This window comes from Pseudomonadota bacterium (genome assembly GCA_018823135.1).
In the GTDB taxonomy this organism is placed as follows: Bacteria; Desulfobacterota; Desulfobulbia; order Desulfobulbales; family CALZHT01; genus JAHJJF01.
On record JAHJJF010000016.1, the window covers coordinates 15,431 to 34,517 of the forward strand.

A 19,087-nucleotide genomic window follows, 5' to 3' on the forward strand; every position below is an offset into this window, starting at 1 on the left:
ACGTATTAATTTATTAGGAGTTTTGGTATGAATACTGAAAAGTCAAAAGCATTATTCGCCGCTGCGCAGAAATCCATCCCTGGTGGGGTGAACAGCCCGGTTCGAGCCTGCAAGTCTGTTGGCTGTGATCCACTGTTTGTCGCACGGGCAGATGGATCGAAGATTTATGATGTCGATGGAAATGAATTTATTGATTTCGTCTGTTCCTGGGGGCCGATGATTCTCGGCCATAATCATCCTGCGGTGACAGAGGCAATCAGGGAAGCCCTTGGCAACGGCACAAGTTACGGGGCTCCGACCCCCCTTGAGATAGATCTGGCCGAGCTTGTTATAGATGCGTTGCCCTCGGTGGAAAAGGTGCGATTTGTCAGTTCCGGTACCGAGGCAACCATGAGCGCTATTCGCCTGGCGCGGGGATACACCGGTAAAAATATTGTTGTGAAGTTCGACGGTTGTTACCACGGACATGCGGATTCCTTCTTAGTAAAAGCCGGATCCGGCGTAGTGACTCTTGGTATCCCTGGGAGTCCTGGAGTACCAAAGGATATTGTAAAAAATACAATATCAATTCCTTATAATAATTTTGAAATATTAGAAAAGACACTTTTAGACGATTCCCTTGACATTGCCTGTGTCATTATTGAGCCGGTTGCGGCGAATATGGGAGTTATTCCTCCGGCGCCGGGTTTTCTGCAAAAAGTGCGGGAACTCACCGAAAAGCGAAATATTGTTCTTGTTTTTGATGAAGTGATCACCGGATTCAGGCTTGGTTTCGGTGGCGCCCAGGGAGAGTTCGGTATTATGCCGGATCTCACTTGCCTGGGTAAGATAATCGGCGGCGGGCTTCCGGTTGGCGCCTATGGCGGCAAGGCGGAGATCATGGCGCATATCGCACCGGACGGACCGGTGTATCAGGCAGGCACCTTGTCCGGCAATCCCTTGGCAATGGCCGCAGGCATTGCTACCTTGAAGGTCCTTAAAGAGCCGGGTTTTTACGATAAATTAAATAATACGGCAGCCTCTTTTGCTGACGAATTGATGCGGCAGGCGGAAAAATATTCTTTGAAAACCACCCTGAACAGGGCAGGCTCGGCAATGACTACTTTTTTCACGGAAGGGCCGGTTACGGATTTTGATTCTGCGATGAAGGCCGATACTGACAAATACGGCAGGCATTTTCGGCAGATGTTGTCCCAGGGTGTTTGGCTTGCCCCTTCACAGTTTGAAGCGGCATTCATTTCGGCGGCGCAAACTACTTCAGATCTGGAAAAAGCCTTGGAAAAAAATGAATGGTCATTCAAAAAGTTGGTGGATTTGTAAAAAAATCGTTGACTTTGGACTATAGCCGTGATAACAAAATTATCGATTTTTCTTTTGTTGGGGCCATGTCTCCATGGTTTATTTTGAGGTAATTTGATGTCCGGCGAGCGTAAGGAAATTGTTAAATTGCTGGCCGAATTCAGCACCATTGGGATGACAGTAGCCTTTTCCATCTTTATAGGGGTTGGAATAGGATATTTTTTGGACCATAAGGTTTTTGACGGTAAAACTTCTCCGTGGCTCACCCTGATTTTTTTGGGTTTGGGAGTAGCGGCAGCCTTTAAAAATCTTTTCAGGGTGGCCACACGAAAGGATTTCAGGTAGCGGATGACGGAGCAAAAAGCAACACAGAACGCGGATTTTTCGTTGGGAAGGATTCAGTTATACAATTGGCTGCTTCTCTTTATACTCGCAACTGCTGGATGGGTTGTCTTTTCTCCGTTTATTGCCGGCTCAATATTTACAGGTGGTTGTATCGCCAATATCAGCTTCATGATGCTTAAAAGGGACCTGTTATCCCTGATGAGCGGCTCCTTGATAGCGGTTAAGGCGCGATTTTTAATTAAATATTATTTTCGCCTGTTTGTGCTGGCCATCATACTTTTTTTGCTGATCAAGCAGCAGATCGTCAATAGCATCGGATTGCTGGTTGGATTATCAACAGTTTTTCTGAGTATTGCGGGTTCGGTTGTAAGTGAGGTGAGGAAAAATTTTTTTCAAGCTAAGGAGGCTTCGTAAGGAACCATGGAACATCCGATACTATTTATTTCGGTAATTTTGGAAATGGTAGGCCCTGAAAAAGTGGGTCATGTTCTCCACAATCTGACCGGTGTTGGCCTTTGGGATCCTATCAGGGTGTTTTTGCCCCATATGACCTACACCTGGCTGGTCATGGCCTTTCTCATTCTTATTCCCAAACTGACCATGGGCAAGATGGAAATGATCCCGGGTAAGGGGCAGAATTTCTGGGAAGCGGTTATCAGCGGCATGGAAGGCTTCATGGCTGATAATATGGGAAAAGAAGGCGCAAAAATGATGTTCCCCATGCTGGCCACCTTTGCCATGTATATTCTGGTCGCCAACATGGTTGGGCTGATGCCGGGCTTCATGTCTCCCACGTCAAATCTTAATATTACTCTTGGCATGACCCTGATTGTTTTTACAACAACGCATATTCTTGGGCTCAAGTTTCATGGTGCGGGCTATGTTAAGCATTTCCTGGGTCCCATTCCGTGGCTTATTCCCCTGATGCTGCCCATCGAATTGATCAGTCATTTCGCGCGTATTCTTTCACTGTCCATTCGACTTTTCGGGAATATCATGGCGAAAGAAACCCTGTTGGGAATTCTCTTTATGCTTGCCGGCGCTTATTTTGCACCGCTGCCGATCCTTTGTCTGGGTGTATTTGTTTCCATTGTTCAGGCTCTGGTATTTGTACTGCTTTCCATCCTGTACTTTTCTGCCTCCATGGAGCATGCACATTAATACATTGTTTTAAACTTGGTGTTTATACATAAGAAGAAGGCCAAAATTAATTTTTCTAAGGAGATCAAAATGAAAAAGGTATCTGCATTGACTGTACTGATGGTTCTGGCTCTGAGCGGTATCGCTCTGGCATCCGGTGGTGAAGCTCCAATGGCAAGTGGTGTTAATATCGCTCTTGTATGTTTGGCAGCGGCTCTTTCTGTTGGTGTTGCGGCTCTTGGTTGTGGTATTGGTATGGGTTCCGGTATCGGCGGCGCCTGCTCCGGTATTGCTCGCAATCCTGAAGCTTCAGGTAAAATCACCGTAACCATGATCATCGGTCTTGCTTTGATCGAGTCTCTGACCATTTACGGTCTGGTTATCTCACTGATTCTGCTTTTTGCAAATCCGCTTCTTGGCTAAGATTTGAAAGAAGCTTGAGATGACGCAACGACGAGATCGTTGCGCTTCTTGATTACATCTTATATTGTTTAGGGCTGCAGGGTATAAACCTTGCGGCCCTTTTCTGTTTAGATTGGTCTTGTTGCGCAGAGCTGGCATCTTAAGGCCAACTCCAAAATTTATTATGCGAGCAGCTTGTGAATACCCAATACGTAATAAATCCTACACGGGAAAAAGGCGAGCCTGTGCTTGATGGGACAGGGTTGCTGGTGGTTAATCCCTCTGAGGCAAGACTTGCCGTGGAGCATGGGTTAAGCCATGGTGGAAAGCGGCATTTTATCTTTAATAGTAATTTGGTCCAGATCCCTCTAACCGCAGATGGTGGACCATTTTTTATCGCGGGGCCGTCAGTTGGAGCGCCCATGGCGGCCATGACCCTGGAAAAATTGATGGCATTGGGTGCGCAGACCGTGGTGATTTTCGGCTGGTGCGGCTCTCTTTCGCCTGATTTAACCATAGGAGACGTCCTTCTTCCTGTCTGGGCTGAAAGCGAGGAAGGCACCTCAAAACATTATACTGAAGCTGACGCGAAGCCAGAGGCAGATTCTGAACTTAGATCCTCTTTGAAATTATGGCTTCTGCAGAAAGAAATTCATGTCACTGAAGCGCCGGTCTGGACCACCGACGCCCCGTATCGTGAGACAAGGCATGCCGTTGAGGCTTATGCTAAAAAAGGGGTGCTGGCTGTTGATATGGAGTTTTCAGCGCTGTGCGCCGTTGCTGCAACCAGAAAAGTACGCATTGCCGCGGCTTTTGTGGTTTCAGATGAACTTTGGGGTGAAACCTGGAAGTCCGGCTTTAGAACCCGGAAATTCAAAGACCAGAGGAAATTGCTCTTGGCCTCAATTATGGATTTTTGCGCAAATTATGAAACTTTTTTCATACGATAAATAAACAATGTAAATAATTGAAACAGGATTAAAAGACAGTAATACAATGGAAAACTCGAAAAAACTTTTTATTCTCAGCCTGGGGTGCCCCAAAAATCTCGTGGACTCCGAAGTAATGCTTGGCAGGCTTCAGGTGGCCGGGTATTCAGTGTGTCAAACCCCTGAGGAGGCAGACCTTCTGTTGGTTAATACCTGTGGTTTTATCCAGTCTGCGGTGGAAGAGGGTATTGACGAAATTCTCTCCCTGGTCCGCATAAAAGAACAATATCCTCCAAAGCTGCTTGTGGTAACCGGGTGCCTGGTCCAGCGATATGGGTTGAAGCTTCAACAAGAGTTGCCCGAAGTGGATTATTTTTTAGGAACAGAAGGTTTTGATGAAATAGTTGCCAGGATTGGCGACCTTAAGCCTGGAGTTCGCCAGTCACAGATAATCTTACCTCCTTCGACATTTATAATGAAGGATACCACCCCGAGACTTATCTCCACCCCCAGGCATAGAGCATATTTGAAAATTACCGAAGGGTGCGCAAACCGCTGTTCGTTCTGTATGATTCCTTCTATAAGAGGGCGACTCAGAAGTCGAACTACAGGTGATTTGATTAAAGAAGCAAAAAGGCTTGATGAGGCGGGTGTTAAGGAGTTAACCCTTATCGGTCAGGATCTCACTTCATACGGACTCGACCTGGGCCCAAAAGAGGCGAGTCTGCCGGGACTGTTGAAAAAACTCGTTGATGAAACGGCTGTCCCTTGGATCAGGCTCCTATACCTTTTTCCAACCAGAGTTGACGAAACATTGCTCGATTTAATTGCAGACCAACCAAGACTTGTACCGTATCTTGATATTCCATTGCAGCACGTGAGCCCGAAGATTTTAAGGGCAATGAATCGCCCCAGCGACCGAATACTGATTGATCTGCTGATGAAAAAAATTCGTGACAGGCTTGATCCTGTGGCCATTCGCACCACATTCATGGTTGGTTTTCCTGGAGAGACCGAAGAGGATGTTCGTCAACTGGAGGATTTTATTCGATCACACCGGTTGAACCATGTAGGTATTTTCACTTATTCCAACGAAGAGGGCTGTGCCGCGGAAAACATGCCGGATCAGATCAATGAAGATGTTAAGGAAGAAAGAAGAAGTCGCCTCATGGAATTACAGGCAGAAGTATCTCTTGAACAAAACTTGAAGCAGGTCGGCAAGAAGATGCGCGTCCTGGTTGAAGGGGAGAGTCGTGAAACAGATTTGCTGCTTGAAGGGCGAACAATGTTTCAGGCGCCGGAGATTGACGGCTGCGTTTATATAAACGACGGGGTGTGCAATCCTGGTGATTTTGTCGATGTTCAAATCACAGAAGCACACGCTTATGATCTTGTTGGAAGTATTGCTGAAACTGAATAGGAGAAAAGAGAATAAATTTAGTACTAATCAGCAATGTTAACGCGTTCCTTCAGTTCTTTTCCTACTTTGAAAAAAGGAAGTTTCTTGGGAGGAACTTGAATTTTTTCTCCGGTTTTTGGATTCCGACCAAAATATGATTCGTATATCTTGATCATAAAGCTGCCAAAGCCGCGAATTTCTATGTTATCACCGGCTGCCAGGGAATCAACCATGGAGTCTAAGATCGTGTTGGTAACAATGCTTGCTTCACGAAGCGGCATATTTGTTTCCTGAGCAATGGCTTCGATTAATTCAGATTTATTCATCTTTTTTCTCCCAATAAAAAAAGTATGCAAATGCGGCACAAAATAAAAAAAAAGCAAAAACTTATTGAATACAAGTAGATATGATATCTTAAACCAGTAACTAGTCGAATGTAAAGAATATTTTTTTAAGAAAAGATTTTTTCCAAATCTTTTTTCTCAAGAAAGCGATATTTTCCCGAGGGCAGTTTTCCAAGTTTCAGTTTTCCATAAGCGATTCTTTTCAGATCAATAACCTTATGGCCTACGGCCTCAAACATCATCCTGATCTGGCGTTTACGGCCTTCATGTATGCATATTTCAAAGGATGTCGAGAGCTTTCTCGATTTAATTTTTGTTATTTTTGCCGGCGCAGTTTTTTTCCCCTCGATTTCAATTCCACTGACCAGTTGATCTAATTTTTGGCGGGCGGGATGGCCAAAAACGGTGGCTATATACGTTTTTTTTATTTTTTTACTCGGATGGAGGATTTGATTGGAGAAATCTCCGTCGTTTGTAAGAATAAGAGCGCCTTCCGTATCAAGGTCGAGACGGCCTACAGGGTAAACTCTGGTGCTGATATCTGCTAAGAGGGAGGTGATAATGGGACGATTTTGTGGATCGTGCAGGGTTGTCAAATAGCCGCGAGGCTTGTTGAGCAGGATATAGATTTTTTCTTGTTCATCGACCAAGGGAGAACCCTCAAATTCGATGCGTTGTTTTTGGGGATCTGCTTTAAAGCCCAGTTCGGTAATCACTTTGCCGTCAACCGAGACTTTGCCGCTCAGAATTAATTCTTCGGCTTTTCGGCGGGATGCGATTCCGGCATTGGCCAGAATTTTCTGTAACCGTTCTTTCATGAAAAAGCGGTGGCGTTATAATTTATTAAAGGGTTTGACTGATTAATGTCCGGCCAGGTAATCACCGCGACGGTATTTAGCGGTTTCAAGATAAGCCACTGCTGCAACCCGGTCAAGAAGTTTGGCTAGCGGGTCGTCTTCTGGAAGTTGTCCTTTTACCGCGATAAGCGCGGAGGTTTCTTCTTCAATCGCTGTTATGAATGGCTCGAGCGCCGAGGTTGAGTTTTTGAGATTTTTTAATGCAGAGCAGTATGAGTCCAGATTTTTGAGAGTGGATTCAGTGACTGTAAGGCCTTCGATTCGCAAACTTGGCGGCACTGCCAGCGGTCGGACAACATGCGCTGGCCCTGTTGTATTCTTGGTTTCACTTATCGTCTGGAGCTGATTTTCCAGGAGTTTCTGGAAATCAGTGGTGCCGTCTGCTCGATTAAATTTAATGCCGCTTGCCTGTTTGCCCGGCAGAAGTTCGTTTATTTTCATGGTATCTCCAAAATATTCGTATAATAAAACAGTGCTATCCTATCCTTTCGGCAGACAAGGCGTCAAGCTTAAACAGTTTCTATCATAATGATACCAAGAAGCAAATTTTATTTCGCAGTGCTCTCAAGCATAAACTGTCATATTGATTGCGGCGAAGGGAATTTCGCATACTCAAGTATGGGGAAACACTCTGCAGGTAGCGAAAATCTTCCGGCTGACCGTGAGCAAAACTTTCAACTCAAACCAAAACGTCATTTTTTCAATACACTATCTGCATTGAAATGGTCATGAGAAAAGAGAACTATCGCCATTTTTGAGGGAGAAGTGAAGTCATTTTATCATCCACCAGTTTTTTTGTCGCCGGATCAACTTTAAGTATATGTGGATACCAGGGTTTCATTCTGCAGTCGATAACAATGGGCGCGGAAAGACCGATATGAAATCGTTTCGTGGTGGTTTCCTTTGTGTAAATATCAGCTGCGGGTTCGAAACGTGTAAAAAAAGTCCAGAGAAACTCCTGCAGTGAAACCGTTGTTTTGGCGGTGTTGTCCACCAGAAGAACCACCTGCCAGTCGGAAAACGCCCCTGAATCAGCAAGAATCTGCGGTAATTGCCGGTTGGAAGCATATGGTTCCCCTTGAACGACCAAAGTGCCGGGAAGGTAAGCTTCGGGATTTGAGCACTCTAGAGGAAGGTTGCCATTGAATGTTTTTGGTAGAACGTTTCGCGGCTCTTTGCCGAGGCCCAGGAGCATGGCCTTGGAACCCTTATTTACCGAAGGACCGGTATAATCAAGTGTATCCTGGGAAACATCGGCAAAGATAAAAAGGTCCTGCTGCCAGTTCACCCGTTCCAAAACATACAACCAGAGGCGTTTAAAATCGGTAACATCAATATTGCCGTCTGTGATAATCAGAAATTTGGTGAGCGACAGCTGACCCTCGCCCAGGATACGAAGCCCTGCGGCAAAAGCTTCCCTGGGGTAGCGATTTTTGACGCGGGCTGCGGCAAGACAGTGAAAGCCTGTTTCGCCGAAGGTTTTCAGCTGTTCGACACCGTTCATGACCAGGGGAAAAAGCGGCGATAACAGGTCCTGAAGAAAATCACCGATATAAAAGTCTTCCTGCCGAGGTCTGCCTACAACCGTTGCCGGATAAATCGCATCCCGTCGGTGGTAGAGATGATGCACTTGAAAGACCGGATAGTCATGGGTCAGGGAATTATAGCCGTAATGGTCCCCGAATGGTCCTTCCGGGCGGCGTTTATGGGGCGGGACAATACCTTTAGCGGCAAATTCGACATGGGCAACCAATTGGTGGCCGCCCAAGGGGTCCTGGATCAGATCAAGTTTGTCGCCGAGAAGCAGGGAAGCCAGCATCAGTTCGGGGATGTTTTCAGGAAGCGGGGCGATAGCCGCCATCATTAAAGCCGGCGGGCCGCCGATAAACAAGGTCATGGGCAGGTTTTCATTTCTTTTCTCGGCCTCATGATAATGATAGCCGCCGCCCTTGTGGATTTGCCAATGGATGCCTGTTGTGGCATCGTCATAGCGCTGGATGCGGTACATGCCTAAATTATGTCCCCGGCCGGCGGGATGTTCCGTATAAACCAGGGGCAGGGTGACAAAGGCGCCGCCGTCCGTATCCCACGAGGTCAGCAAGGGAAGCTCGGAGAGTTTCGGAGGAAGCTGACATTCTTCAAGTATCGGCGCCTTATTGATCCTGCGGGTGCCGACCTTCATTGCTTGACCGAACATGCCCTTCATGGACCAGAGTTTGCCGAGAGTCGGCGGCATCAGTGTTTCGGCGGCACGAACAAGGTCTTTGACGAACTGCTGCGGACGAGTTCCAAAGGCAAGCTCCAGGCGACGATGCGAGCCGAACAGGTTGGTGACAACCGGAAAACGACTGCCTTTTACGGACGAAAAAAACAGGGCTGGACCGTTTTGAGCAATGACCCGGCGGTGAATTTCAGCGATTTCAAGATTCGGGTCAACCGGAGTATCAATTTCGATGAGTTCAGATTCTTTTTTCAGAATATCAATAAATGCTCTCAAATCACGGACAACTGTGCTTTTCAAGGGGAAGTCTCCTTTACAGAAAGTGACAAGTATTGAGTAAACGGTGATGAGTTGTTTTTCACCACAAGGTGAACTTGGGCCCAGGGAAAAATTTTTTAATATTATACAGGTGCTTCTGTTTTTTTCTGAAGTGAATAATCTTTTTTACAGATCGGCAAGAAAGAGAGAGTGATACTCTTTTTCGCTGAGATGTTTTTGCATAAGACCGGTAAGGTTGTCAACGAGCGATACTATTTCGTGGTCCGAAAGTCTGGGGATAATCGCTTGTAACAATGGCAGAGCGGAAAATCTGTTGAGAAATGCATAAAGCGATTGCTCATCATCTTTTCTGTTCAGTCCGAAACAGATGTTTTCAACCGGCATATTCTTGGCGGCAAAGAGATTTTTTTTATCCATAATCAATAATAGTTCCTGGAGTTCCAGCAGTTAATAAATGACAAGCCATCAAGTGCGGATGTATATTGTAAAAAATGGTGAATTTTACATTGCTTCTCTTGAGGGCAACAATTAAAAAGATAAAGTGAAAATTTAAAAAGCTGGAAACAGACGATCAGGATAGCCGATTAATGTTTTTTAAAAAAACAAAAAAAGACAAGCCACAGGGAAAATCGGAGTGGATTCCCGTTAAAGCGGGGTTTGAAAAAACCCGCTCAGAAGCAATTATCAGTCAATCTCTTGACCGGCTTATGCTTAACAGGGTGTTTATTACCGTGATCAGCAAGGAATATCAATCAGGGAGTACTGTGCTGGTGGGCTGCAATGAACACCAGCTTCTTATTGACAGGCCTCCGGATTGGCCTGAAACCGCAACTGGAAAACACTTTCAAATTGTTTTTAAGGACACGCGGTTTTTATGGAATCACTTTAATATACAGTTTGAATCGGCAACAAGCGATACACTGTATTTTGAGTTTCCCAAGACCTTGTTCCGCCTCCAGCGGCGAACCAATTACCGGGTGCCGGCCCCGATCGGCAGCAAGGTTTCGTTTGTGTTTGATGCATCCAAAAAGATGGATGCAGTGGTTTTGGATTTAAGCGTTACCGGGCTTTTCGTGAGTTTGTCCGGAAGAGAGGCGATACAGAAGGGAACAGAAATTACAGATATTTCGGTAACGCTATGCTGTCCAGGGGAAGGAAATCAAAAATTCAGATATACTGTTGGGCGGGCCAGGGTTGTTCGATCATTCTATAACGAAAATTTACGGGCCCACTGTCTTGGGCTTCGGTTGGATATTGAGAACAAGGACAAAGAAGATCTGTTGAAATTCATCCGCCGCCAAGAGCTCAGCCTGCTCCGAAAAAGCCTGCCACGCTAGTCTGGATTTTTTACGAGTGAAACCGGCGTTTCGCGTAGTACAAGAAATAAACGGCTGATCTGTTGATCTAACGAATCTGCCAGAGAACTTTTCTGGTTCTCGGGCCATCAAATTCGCAGAAGAAAATTTTCTGCCAGGTGCCTAGTTGCAGTTTTCCGTTGTTCACAAAGATGGTTACAGAGCTGCCGATCAATGACGTCATCACATGCGCCGGAGAGTTTCCCTCCATGTGCCGGTATGGATAATCCAGCGGAACAATTTTTTTCAGGGCGCCAAGGATATCAGACTGAACAGCTGGGTCCGCGCCTTCGTTAATGGTTAAACCCGCAGTGGTATGAGGATTATACACAATGCAGATACCGTCTTCTATGCCGGAGGACTGGAGTTCCTGTTGAATTTTACCGGTTATGTCAACAAGCTCCATTTGTGACGAGGTCTTGATTTGTATGGTTCCTTTATTCATGATCTGTTTCCTGTGGTTGATCGTTTCTCATTTTGGTTTTCATAATATGAATATAATAGAAAGGTTTAACCTGTCAAAGTGAAAGAGGGATGACGTCTGGAAATAGTTTGTTTAATTATTTCTTGTGGTTATGGCGAGACAGGCAGCTGGTGCCCGTTTTATCCTTAAAACTGAAAGCAAATCCCGGAGGTGGTTATGGATATTGAAAAGATTCTCAATAACCTGGTCTGGTATGGGCATGATACTTTTTGTTTGAAGGCATCAGGGAAAACCATCTATTTTGATCCCTATAAATTGCAAGGTGAAAAGGCGCCCGCAGATATCATTTTTATAACGCACGATCATTTTGATCATTGCTCGCCCGAAGATGTGGAGAAAATTTGTAAGAGTTCCACAATCATAATTTCCGAACCCCGGGCCGCGGAAAAATTTATCCGCAAGGCAGTAACCAAAAGTATGAAACCCGGCGATAAGCTGGAAATAGAAGAGATTACCGTTGAGGCGGTTCCTGCATATAATACGAATAAAAAGTTTCATCCAAAAAGTAATAACTGGATTGGTTTCATTCTCACGGTGGAGGGGGTGCGGCTTTATCACGCCGGTGACACCGACCACATACCCGAGATGAAATTCATCAAAACGGATATTGCGCTTTTGCCTGTTTCCGGAACTTATGTTATGACAGCCGGTGAGGCGGTTGGCGCAGCCCTTGAACTCAATCCAAGGGTGGCTATCCCGATGCATCTGGGTGGAAGTGTCGGCACCATGGAAGATGCCAGGATTTTTGCACAGGGGCTTGAGGGCAAAATCAGGGTTGAAATCCTGAAAATTCAGCCTTGAGCGGCTATAATTGCCAATCGCGCATGGACAAAACGAGTTATCTGTGGACGCTGTGCAAGGCCGTTATCTGTATAATTTAATGAGGGAAAAGTGCAATAATTATGAGTTATTTTCCGATTTGTCTTGATATCCGTAATCGATATTGTATCGTCATCGGCGGCGGTAACGTTGCCCAGCGAAAAGTCCATGCGTTGATTGCTTATGGCGGCAAGGTTACGGTCATCAGTCCGGAAATTATCAGCGAACTTGCCGAACTTCAGAAAACCGGCAAACTTGAATGGATAGATCGGGCATATCAAAAGGGTGACCTGACTGGGGCATTTCTGGTGATCGCTGCAACAGACGATCCCGATGTTCAGGCGACAATAAGCAACGAAGCCGAAGAGAAGAATATTCTTTTGAATGTTGCTGATGTGCCGAAATGGTGTAATTTTATTCTGCCCGCCACAATACGGCGTGGCGACTTGACGGTTTCTTTTTCAACAGCCGGCAAAAGCCCGGCTCTTGCGAGAAAATTAAGGAAGGAGAATGAAGAGCGTTTCGGCGAAGAATATGAAATTCTGTTAAAGATTCTCGGAGAGGTGCGCGAGACAGTTTTAGCCCAGGGCAGGCCCCACGAAGAAAATAAGACACTGTTTCACAATCTTCTTGACTGTGATATGCTTGAATGGATCAAAAAGCGAGATTGGGGTGCGATGAAAAGGCATCTCAAGGATTCAGTGGGCATAGAAATAGAATTACAAAATTATAATGATGATGGCGTCGTAAAAAGTCGCTCTACTGCGTCGTAACAGCGAAGCGGTGTCTGGGTTCGCGAAATGCTCGACATGCATTTGTATGCAGTCGCTTTTGCTACACCACGATACTTCGGAGTCTCACCGGTTCGCTTACCTGTGACCAACTTTTTACTTAGCCATTCTGAAGCGGTACGATGGACTTTTTACGACGCCATCAATGATAATCCTTGATTATATGTTTGACCCTGTCTGAGGAATGTGCGGATATGAACCTTCTTTTTTCAGCAACATTTTTATGTTATATTCTGGCAACAGCCGCCTATGTGGTCTTTTTTTTCTCACAAAACAAAAAGATTCGATTGGGGGCGCGGTCCATATTCTTTGTTGCCGGGGTACTGCATTTCATCTATCTCATTGTACGGTATGTTGCTGCAGGTCATACCCCGCTTACCAGCAATCATGAGGCGGTCTCCTTTTTTGCATTGACCATAACCTGGGCCTTCCTTTCGTTTCGCTGGCGGCACCAGGTTAAGAATTTCGGGACTTTTGTGAGCCCGGTGGTAACGCTGCTGATGCTTGTGGCGGTTCTATCGTCCAAGCACATCAAGGAGTTACCTCCAGCCCTGCAAAGCAACTGGCTTCCTGTGCACGCAAGTATCGCGCTTATGGCTTATGGCTTTCTTGCCCTGGCTTTTTGCGGCGGCATCATGTATCTGCTGCAGGAAAGAGAGATCAAGAAAAAGAGTTTCGGCCTTTTTTACAGCCGACTGCCTTCCCTGGATGCCCTGGATAGTCTCAACCACCACTGCCTTGCCATAGGTTTTCCGCTCATGACCCTGGGGATCATTACCGGATCCATCTGGGCGCGGCAGGCGTGGGGCACATACTGGCAATGGGATCCCAAGGAAACCTGGTCACTGATTACCTGGTTCATCTATGCTGCGCTTCTCCATCAACGCTTGACTGTCGGCTGGAGAGGGAAAAGGGCGGCGATCATGTCTATCATTGGTTTTTCCGCAGTGTTATTCACCCTCTGGGGTGTGTCTTTCCTGCTCTCGGGGTTGCATTCCTATGTTGGTTGATTCAATCGTTACATTGGGGGTTAACCATAAAACAGCCCCTGTTGCAGTCCGCGAAAAACTGGCTTTTTCCGGGGAATGCGAATCACCTCTTGTCAGGCTTTCCGGGCTTGACGGTTGTGATGAGTGCTGCTTTCTTTCCACATGCAACAGGGTTGAAGTGGTAATGATCAGCCGCACCCCTCAGGAATCTATCGCTGCAGTCCGTAAAATTTTGTTTGAAAAAACGAACCTGACTAAAGAGGAAACCGAAAAGTACAGTTATGCGCACCAGGGAAAAGAGGCAATAAATCACCTGTTCAGGGTTGCATCAAGCCTTGATTCGATGATTGTCGGTGAACCGCAGATTCTCGGCCAGTTGAAGCAGGCGTACCGTGAAGCTTCCGAGAGTAAAAACACCGGCATAATTTTAAACAAGTTGATGCATAAGGCCTTTTCGGTTGCCAAGCGTATCCGCACGGAAACAAAAATCGGCAGCAGTGCGGTGTCAATAAGTTATGCGGCGGTTGAGCTTGCAAAAAAGATTTTCGGAAATCTCAAAGGCAAGCGGGTTCTTTTGGTAGGGGCTGGAGAAATGGCCGAGCTTGCGGCGGAACACTTGATTAATCAAGGTGTTGCTGGGGTTGTTGTTGCCAACAGGACATTTGAGAGAGCAGTAAAACTTGCCCGCAAATTTAACGGCACGGCGGTAGCTCTGGAGGAGATTGTTGGGCAGCTTGAGGATGTGGATATTTTAATAAGCTCAACCGGGGCGACAGAGCTTATTCTCAATAAAAATGATCTCAAGCCGATCATGAGGCAGAGAAAAAACCGACCGCTCTTTCTTATAGATATAGCGGTTCCAAGAGACCTTGATCCCAAACTTAACGAACTGGATAATATTTATCTCTATGACATTGACGATCTTACAAATGTTGTTGAGATCAATAAGTCGGAGCGGGACAAGGAAGCCGCCACGGCAGAAAGAATCGTTAAAGAGGAGACTCTGAAGTTCCGGCAATGGGTCGAAAGTCTGGAGGTTGCCCCGACAATTGTCGAGCTCCGGAAAAAAGCCGAAGAAATAAGAACTGCAGAACTTGAAAAAACATTCGCTCAATTGAAAGATCTCTCAACAAATGATAAAAAAGCTATCGAAATAATGGCCAATGCGTTGGCAAACAAACTGCTCCATGATCCAATTCTTTTTCTGAAATCAGAAGCATCCCCGGAAGACAAACAAAACAAGCTTGATCTGATTCGTGAAATGTTCGGGTTGGATAAAAACTCCTCCCGATAAGCATTATTTTCACGCGTTGCTGGTGAGGCATGAAGGATGTTTGCTAATTGAAAATATTTGACATGTTTATTGAGTTGTGGTTAGTATGCAATGTTCAAGAATGATGAAGTCGTAACAAGTCTCGCAATCATCACCAGGTCCTTGTTAATTCAGCAAATTACGGGCGTTATAGCTGCCGACGGAAGTTTTTTGGGAGCCTCCCCGTGTTTACTTGCCGACGAGGCCGACAATATAAGTCGGAAGCTCTGTGGTGGTTATTTATCACTTTAATATTTGTTTTCCAGAGTACTGGATTGGCTGCCGGGAAGGACGATAAGGCAATCAGATAATTAGGCGCCGAGAAGTTTTACAGAAACAAAGATACCCTGGAAATAACTCTTTAACTGAAGACATAAAGGAAGAACAATGAGTAAAAGAACCTTTCAACCCAGTAATATTCACAGGCACCGGACCCATGGTTTCCGGGCGAGAATGAAAACCAAAGCAGGGCGAGCGGTAATTAAGCGAAGAAGGGCCAAGGGCCGTCATCGTCTTGCTGTCTAAAGCCGGTTATAAAACCTGAAAGAATTTGAGACGCGGGCTTTTGTGGGCAATGAGATGAGTCAGAAACTTCCAAAATCATCCCTGCTCCGAAAACCCTGGCAGTACAGAGAGGTGTACCGGGACGGCATACGGCTTAAAACCAAGGATTTGAGCCTCATTTTTCTTGCAAGCAGCCATGAGACGAGCCGACTGGGCATCAGTGTACACGGAATCAGAAAGGCGACAAAAAGAAACAGGATTAAGAGGATAATCAGAGAGTTTTTCAGGTTGCATAGGAGCACCATATTACCGGCGACAGATATCGTTTTTGCTGTCAGAAGCGGGTTCATGCCAGATTCACCTTCAGATGTAAAAAATGCGGTTCAGGCCATGACAAGACAACCCCGCAGTAAAGCATTTTCATTTTGATTGGCAGTGTCTTACCAAGCAAAGTCCCGGGAATAGCACCTATGGAAAAATCCGTTTTTTTTTGCAGCGGGACATTAAGCGTACCCGGGAAACAGGCGGCATAAGGCAGTTGAAAATTTAGGCAGAAAAGATGTGAGTGCCAAAATTAAGCCGCGGCAGAGACTTATTCAATCCCCATGGCAAAACCATGGTTCCGGATACCCTTTCTTGCCCGTAATTGCCCGATAGGGGTGGGTATGTGAAAAAAATATTAGTTGTCCTTATCAGAGCCTATCAGGTGGCTCTTTCTCCTTTGATTCCGCCTAGTTGTAGATTTACCCCCACGTGTTCCCGGTATGCTATTGAAGCCATAAATGTACATGGCGCCTGGCGAGGTATGTATCTGACTCTGCGCCGGCTCCTTCGCTGTCATCCTTTTCATCCAGGCGGTTATGATCCGGTCTGCCGGGAATGTGTATCTCATGGGAAAAATGAGGGATGATCAATAAAAGATTAGTGACGGAAATATAATTCTATGGAAACCAAAAGAACTTTTTTAGCAATAGCTTTAGCTTTTCTCATACTTGTGGGGTGGCAATATTTTTTTGTACCTCCCGTTGAAACACCGGTTCCGGAGCAATCCGCCACCGAAAACAGTCAGCAGGAATCCGCCGCAATCCTGCCAGTTGAGGCCGGAGCGTCTCTGGTTCAGGATGAAACAGTTCCAGCCCCTGAAGCCGGCGCTCCCCAGGGCAGAGACATTACTATAGAAACAAGCCTGTATACTGCGGTTATTACCGAGTCGGGAGGAGGGGTTAAAAGTTTTAAATTAAAAAATTACAATGAAGCTCTCGATCCGGAATCAGGCCTGAAGGAGCTGATTAAAACCCAGGCAGTGCGCGAGCTCCCCTTATTTTTCACCTGGGGTATCGAACCGACCAGAGCTGTTGTGCCAACCTTTACCGCAGACCGGGAGCATGTGAGCACCTCATTCGGCGGCACAAGTACTTTGACCCTCACCGCACCACTGGCATCCGGCTTGGAACTGACCAGAATTCTTACCTTTTCCGACCAGGATTATAAAATCGACATGGCCGTGGAAGTCAGAAATACCACCCAGCAGTCATACCAGGGAGCGCCTTTCTTAAGCCTGGTGAATAATCCTTTTTCCGTAAATTCAAAAAGCGATCGCTTCCTGTTCAATGGCCCTGCGGTTTATCTTGAAAATGTATTGGAAGAGACCAAGGTCGACGACATTATTGAAGACGGGCCTAAAACAATGAGCGGCCGGATCAGCTGGGTGGCTTATGAAAGCACCTATTTCATGTGTGGAATTATTCCAGAAAATCCCGCGGGCAATTCGGTTACCCTGTCGTCGCTGGGTGACACCAAGGTTTCAACCGTTATTTCCGCGCCGGTTGATATACTGGCATCGGGCGAAAGCAAGACATACCAGTACGGTATTTATTTCGGTCCCAAAAAGCTTTCCATTTTAAAAACCACCAGCCCGGATCTTCACCGCATCGTCAATTTCGGCTGGTTCGATGTGATGGCCAAACCGGCCCTGTATCTGCTTAATTTCTTTTATAAGTACGTAGGCAATTATGGTCTGGCTATAATTCTCGTCACCGTGCTTATCAAAGGACTTTTCTGGCCGATTTCACATAAAGGCATGAAATCGATGAAAACCATGCAGAAACTGCAGCCGAAAATGACCAAGCTCCGAGAAAAATATAAGGATGACAAAGAGCGGCTGAACAAGGAAATGATCGAGCTCTATAAAACCTATAAGGTAAACCCCCTTGGCGGCTGCCTGCCGATGGTTTTGCAGATTCCGGTATTTTTTGCACTCTATAAAGTGCTCCTGCAGACCATAGAACTCAGGCATGCACCGTTTATGCTGTGGATTACCGACCTGTCCGCACCGGACAGATTGTTTATAGGATTTGACCTGCCATTCCTCGGAGGGCTCCCGGTTTTGACCCTATTGATGGGGGCAAGTATGTTCATGCAACAAAAAATGACCCCGAATACCGCGGCTAACCCGGAAATGGCAAGGGTGATGATGTTCATGCCGGTGGTTTTCACCTTTTTGTTTCTCAATTTTGCATCCGGGCTTGTGCTCTATTGGTTCGTAAACAACCTGTTATCCATGGCCCAGCAATATGTCATTAACCGCCAAGTCGATTGATTAAGTCTGTCAGGCCCGTATCCAAGCCGGGGATCCCTCTTTCTGATGAGGTTAAGTGCCTGACAACAACGGAGGAAGAAATACAATGTCAATAAAAATGGAATATGAAGGAACAAATATAGACGATGCGATCCAGAAGGCTTGCGCCGGATTGAAGGTAGACAGGGAAAACCTGAATATTGAAGTTCTGTCGACAGGCTCCGCAGGGATTTTTGGCTTATGCCGGAAGGCCGCAAAAATTCTGGTGACAAGAAAGGAGAATGAAGAAGCAGTTTTATCCAGGAGCAAGTCACGTCTTCCGGAGAAGAAAACCTCCAAAGACCGAGAGCAAAACATCCAGAAAAAAATTGATCCAGTAGTTGATATTTCCCAGGAAGTGCTTGATACCATTAAAGCCGACTTGGTGAAACTGCTCGAACTCATGGGCTATTCCTTTGATGTTTCCATGTCTGTTAGTGGGCGAAAAGCGTTAGCCCATATCTCCGGTGAAAACCTCGAAGGTATCGTCGGGCCGGAAGGACAAACCATTGACGGATTGCAGTTTCTTTTGCGGAAGATAGTAAGCAGAAAGTTTGAAGAAAAAATCATGCTTTCTCTGGATGCGGGAGATTACCGCGAAGCACGGGGGCAGGAACTTGAAAAACAGGCACTGGAACTTGCTGAAGAAGTAAAGAAAACAGGCAAGACTGCCACGATCTCCGCAATTAACCCGGCTGAGCGCAGAATTGTTCATATGGTTCTGCAGAACGACACGACTATCCGGAGTCGCAGTGTCGGTGACGGGCTGTTTAAAAAAATACTTATTTATCTCCCGGGAAAAGGCCGGAAAAAACCCTCGGGCAAGCGACGGAGTCCTGGAAAAAGGCCGGAAAAAACCCTCGGGCAAGCGATGGAGTCCGAGTAAAAGGTTTGGAAAACATGTAGTGTCTGTCCAGAAGTAGTCATTTACTCCGCTCTGTACGGCATGAAAAAACTTGCCTCCCTGGTCTTTCAGCTTCCGTGGAGGTAAGTGCGCCAGC

The 19,087-nt window shown here is 46.1% G+C and carries 23 protein-coding genes; 17 read left to right on the forward strand and 6 right to left on the reverse strand.

The features are described from left to right. Nucleotides 1-27 precede the first annotated feature (27 nt). From hemL to rimO, 7 genes are all read left to right on the forward strand, one after another. Nucleotides 28-1,320 (forward strand): glutamate-1-semialdehyde 2,1-aminomutase, encoded by a 1,293-nt coding sequence (hemL, locus tag KKE17_01105; protein ID MBU1708580.1) that lies wholly within the window; start codon nt 28-30, stop codon nt 1,318-1,320. 96 nt (nt 1,321-1,416) lie between these two features. Then, nucleotides 1,417-1,644, forward strand: coding sequence for an AtpZ/AtpI family protein (locus KKE17_01110; protein ID MBU1708581.1), 228 nt, complete (start codon nt 1,417-1,419; stop codon nt 1,642-1,644). 3 nt (nt 1,645-1,647) lie between these two features. Continuing rightward, the gene (locus KKE17_01115; GenBank protein MBU1708582.1) at nt 1,648-2,058 is read left to right on the forward strand and encodes an ATP synthase subunit I; all 411 of its coding nucleotides are present in this window, start codon (nt 1,648-1,650) and stop codon (nt 2,056-2,058) included. A 6-nt stretch (nt 2,059-2,064) separates the two neighbouring features. Beyond that, a complete protein-coding gene (gene atpB, locus KKE17_01120) occupies nt 2,065-2,805 on the forward strand; it encodes a F0F1 ATP synthase subunit A (protein MBU1708583.1) in 741 nt (246 codons plus the stop codon). 69 nt (nt 2,806-2,874) lie between these two features. Beyond that, nucleotides 2,875-3,207 (forward strand): ATP synthase F0 subunit C, encoded by a 333-nt coding sequence (gene atpE / locus KKE17_01125; GenBank protein MBU1708584.1) that lies wholly within the window; start codon nt 2,875-2,877, stop codon nt 3,205-3,207. A gap of 176 nt (nt 3,208-3,383) precedes the next feature. Continuing rightward, nucleotides 3,384-4,136: a nucleoside phosphorylase gene (locus KKE17_01130; GenBank protein ID MBU1708585.1), complete on the forward strand. Its 753-nt coding sequence runs from the start codon at nt 3,384-3,386 to the stop codon at nt 4,134-4,136. Nucleotides 4,137-4,182: 46 nt separating this feature from the next. After that, on the forward strand, nt 4,183-5,535 hold the full coding sequence (gene rimO, locus KKE17_01135) for a 30S ribosomal protein S12 methylthiotransferase RimO (GenBank protein ID MBU1708586.1): 1,353 nt from the start codon (nt 4,183-4,185) through the stop codon (nt 5,533-5,535). A gap of 23 nt (nt 5,536-5,558) precedes the next feature. Here rimO and KKE17_01140 read toward each other — a convergent pair whose 3' ends face one another. The 5 genes from KKE17_01140 to KKE17_01160 form a co-directional block, all read right to left on the reverse strand. After that, complete coding sequence (locus tag KKE17_01140; GenBank protein MBU1708587.1) at nt 5,559-5,840, reverse strand: integration host factor subunit beta; 282 nt, start codon at nt 5,838-5,840, stop codon at nt 5,559-5,561. Nucleotides 5,841-5,965: 125 nt separating this feature from the next. Further along, nucleotides 5,966-6,676, reverse strand: a complete 711-nt coding sequence (locus tag KKE17_01145) for an rRNA pseudouridine synthase (GenBank protein ID MBU1708588.1) — start codon at nt 6,674-6,676, stop codon at nt 5,966-5,968. 42 nt (nt 6,677-6,718) lie between these two features. After that, the gene (locus KKE17_01150) at nt 6,719-7,156 is read right to left on the reverse strand and encodes a hypothetical protein (protein MBU1708589.1); all 438 of its coding nucleotides are present in this window, start codon (nt 7,154-7,156) and stop codon (nt 6,719-6,721) included. 301 nt (nt 7,157-7,457) lie between these two features. Continuing rightward, nucleotides 7,458-9,236 carry a UbiD family decarboxylase gene (locus tag KKE17_01155; protein MBU1708590.1) on the reverse strand — a complete coding sequence of 593 codons (1,779 nt, stop codon included), beginning with the start codon at nt 9,234-9,236 and terminating at the stop codon, nt 7,458-7,460. Between the two features lie 144 nt (nt 9,237-9,380). Then, nucleotides 9,381-9,599: a hypothetical protein gene (locus tag KKE17_01160; GenBank protein ID MBU1708591.1), complete on the reverse strand. Its 219-nt coding sequence runs from the start codon at nt 9,597-9,599 to the stop codon at nt 9,381-9,383. A 203-nt stretch (nt 9,600-9,802) separates the two neighbouring features. Here KKE17_01160 and KKE17_01165 point away from each other — a divergent pair, with 203 nt between their 5' ends. Further along, nucleotides 9,803-10,552, forward strand: a complete 750-nt coding sequence (locus tag KKE17_01165; protein MBU1708592.1) for a PilZ domain-containing protein — start codon at nt 9,803-9,805, stop codon at nt 10,550-10,552. A gap of 67 nt (nt 10,553-10,619) precedes the next feature. On the opposite strand, the gene KKE17_01170 is transcribed toward KKE17_01165, so the two are convergent. Then, nucleotides 10,620-11,015 (reverse strand): secondary thiamine-phosphate synthase enzyme YjbQ, encoded by a 396-nt coding sequence (locus tag KKE17_01170; protein ID MBU1708593.1) that lies wholly within the window; start codon nt 11,013-11,015, stop codon nt 10,620-10,622. A gap of 195 nt (nt 11,016-11,210) precedes the next feature. Between KKE17_01170 and KKE17_01175 the strand changes: the two genes are divergently transcribed. The 9 genes from KKE17_01175 to KKE17_01215 all read left to right on the forward strand — a co-directional run bounded on the left by KKE17_01175 (nt 11,211) and on the right by KKE17_01215 (nt 18,972). Beyond that, nucleotides 11,211-11,855, forward strand: a complete 645-nt coding sequence (locus tag KKE17_01175) for an MBL fold metallo-hydrolase (protein ID MBU1708594.1) — start codon at nt 11,211-11,213, stop codon at nt 11,853-11,855. 101 nt (nt 11,856-11,956) lie between these two features. Next, nucleotides 11,957-12,646: a bifunctional precorrin-2 dehydrogenase/sirohydrochlorin ferrochelatase gene (locus tag KKE17_01180; GenBank protein MBU1708595.1), complete on the forward strand. Its 690-nt coding sequence runs from the start codon at nt 11,957-11,959 to the stop codon at nt 12,644-12,646. A gap of 212 nt (nt 12,647-12,858) precedes the next feature. Further along, entirely contained in the window at nt 12,859-13,674 is an 816-nt protein-coding gene (gene ccsB, locus KKE17_01185) for a c-type cytochrome biogenesis protein CcsB (GenBank protein ID MBU1708596.1), read from the forward strand. After that, nucleotides 13,664-14,947 (forward strand): glutamyl-tRNA reductase, encoded by a 1,284-nt coding sequence (gene hemA, locus KKE17_01190; protein MBU1708597.1) that lies wholly within the window; start codon nt 13,664-13,666, stop codon nt 14,945-14,947. Before ccsB ends, hemA begins: the two co-directional genes overlap by 11 nt. 405 nt (nt 14,948-15,352) lie before the next feature. After that, nucleotides 15,353-15,490 (forward strand): 50S ribosomal protein L34, encoded by a 138-nt coding sequence (gene rpmH, locus KKE17_01195; GenBank protein ID MBU1708598.1) that lies wholly within the window; start codon nt 15,353-15,355, stop codon nt 15,488-15,490. Between the two features lie 54 nt (nt 15,491-15,544). After that, nucleotides 15,545-15,898 carry a ribonuclease P protein component gene (gene rnpA, locus KKE17_01200; protein ID MBU1708599.1) on the forward strand — a complete coding sequence of 118 codons (354 nt, stop codon included), beginning with the start codon at nt 15,545-15,547 and terminating at the stop codon, nt 15,896-15,898. 238 nt (nt 15,899-16,136) lie between these two features. Beyond that, nucleotides 16,137-16,379 (forward strand): membrane protein insertion efficiency factor YidD, encoded by a 243-nt coding sequence (gene yidD / locus KKE17_01205; protein ID MBU1708600.1) that lies wholly within the window; start codon nt 16,137-16,139, stop codon nt 16,377-16,379. Between the two features lie 33 nt (nt 16,380-16,412). After that, the gene (gene yidC / locus KKE17_01210) at nt 16,413-18,068 is read left to right on the forward strand and encodes a membrane protein insertase YidC (protein MBU1708601.1); all 1,656 of its coding nucleotides are present in this window, start codon (nt 16,413-16,415) and stop codon (nt 18,066-18,068) included. Nucleotides 18,069-18,153: 85 nt separating this feature from the next. Beyond that, nucleotides 18,154-18,972 carry a Jag N-terminal domain-containing protein gene (locus KKE17_01215; GenBank protein MBU1708602.1) on the forward strand — a complete coding sequence of 273 codons (819 nt, stop codon included), beginning with the start codon at nt 18,154-18,156 and terminating at the stop codon, nt 18,970-18,972. The last annotated feature ends 115 nt before the right edge of the window (nt 18,973-19,087 follow it).

What these genes read in the sequence shown, in the direction of transcription:
- KKE17_01110 (MBU1708581.1), top strand. Translation starts at nt 1,417, where the DNA reads ATGTCCGGCGAGCGTAAGGAAATTGTTAAATTGCTGGCCGAATTCAGC.
- rnpA (MBU1708599.1), top strand. Translation starts at nt 15,545, where the DNA reads ATGAGTCAGAAACTTCCAAAATCATCCCTGCTCCGAAAACCCTGGCAG.
- KKE17_01170 (MBU1708593.1), bottom strand. Translation starts at nt 11,015, where the DNA reads ATGAATAAAGGAACCATACAAATCAAGACCTCGTCACAAATGGAGCTT.
- KKE17_01175 (MBU1708594.1), top strand. Translation starts at nt 11,211, where the DNA reads ATGGATATTGAAAAGATTCTCAATAACCTGGTCTGGTATGGGCATGAT.
- atpB (MBU1708583.1), top strand. Translation starts at nt 2,065, where the DNA reads ATGGAACATCCGATACTATTTATTTCGGTAATTTTGGAAATGGTAGGC.
- KKE17_01145 (MBU1708588.1), bottom strand. Translation starts at nt 6,676, where the DNA reads ATGAAAGAACGGTTACAGAAAATTCTGGCCAATGCCGGAATCGCATCC.
- KKE17_01150 (MBU1708589.1), bottom strand. Translation starts at nt 7,156, where the DNA reads ATGAAAATAAACGAACTTCTGCCGGGCAAACAGGCAAGCGGCATTAAA.
- ccsB (MBU1708596.1), top strand. Translation starts at nt 12,859, where the DNA reads ATGAACCTTCTTTTTTCAGCAACATTTTTATGTTATATTCTGGCAACA.
- hemL (MBU1708580.1), top strand. Translation starts at nt 28, where the DNA reads ATGAATACTGAAAAGTCAAAAGCATTATTCGCCGCTGCGCAGAAATCC.
- rimO (MBU1708586.1), top strand. Translation starts at nt 4,183, where the DNA reads ATGGAAAACTCGAAAAAACTTTTTATTCTCAGCCTGGGGTGCCCCAAA.
- KKE17_01115 (MBU1708582.1), top strand. Translation starts at nt 1,648, where the DNA reads ATGACGGAGCAAAAAGCAACACAGAACGCGGATTTTTCGTTGGGAAGG.
- KKE17_01215 (MBU1708602.1), top strand. Translation starts at nt 18,154, where the DNA reads ATGTCAATAAAAATGGAATATGAAGGAACAAATATAGACGATGCGATC.
- rpmH (MBU1708598.1), top strand. Translation starts at nt 15,353, where the DNA reads ATGAGTAAAAGAACCTTTCAACCCAGTAATATTCACAGGCACCGGACC.
- hemA (MBU1708597.1), top strand. Translation starts at nt 13,664, where the DNA reads ATGTTGGTTGATTCAATCGTTACATTGGGGGTTAACCATAAAACAGCC.
- KKE17_01180 (MBU1708595.1), top strand. Translation starts at nt 11,957, where the DNA reads ATGAGTTATTTTCCGATTTGTCTTGATATCCGTAATCGATATTGTATC.
- KKE17_01140 (MBU1708587.1), bottom strand. Translation starts at nt 5,840, where the DNA reads ATGAATAAATCTGAATTAATCGAAGCCATTGCTCAGGAAACAAATATG.
- KKE17_01165 (MBU1708592.1), top strand. Translation starts at nt 9,803, where the DNA reads ATGTTTTTTAAAAAAACAAAAAAAGACAAGCCACAGGGAAAATCGGAG.
- KKE17_01160 (MBU1708591.1), bottom strand. Translation starts at nt 9,599, where the DNA reads ATGCCGGTTGAAAACATCTGTTTCGGACTGAACAGAAAAGATGATGAG.
- yidC (MBU1708601.1), top strand. Translation starts at nt 16,413, where the DNA reads ATGGAAACCAAAAGAACTTTTTTAGCAATAGCTTTAGCTTTTCTCATA.
- atpE (MBU1708584.1), top strand. Translation starts at nt 2,875, where the DNA reads ATGAAAAAGGTATCTGCATTGACTGTACTGATGGTTCTGGCTCTGAGC.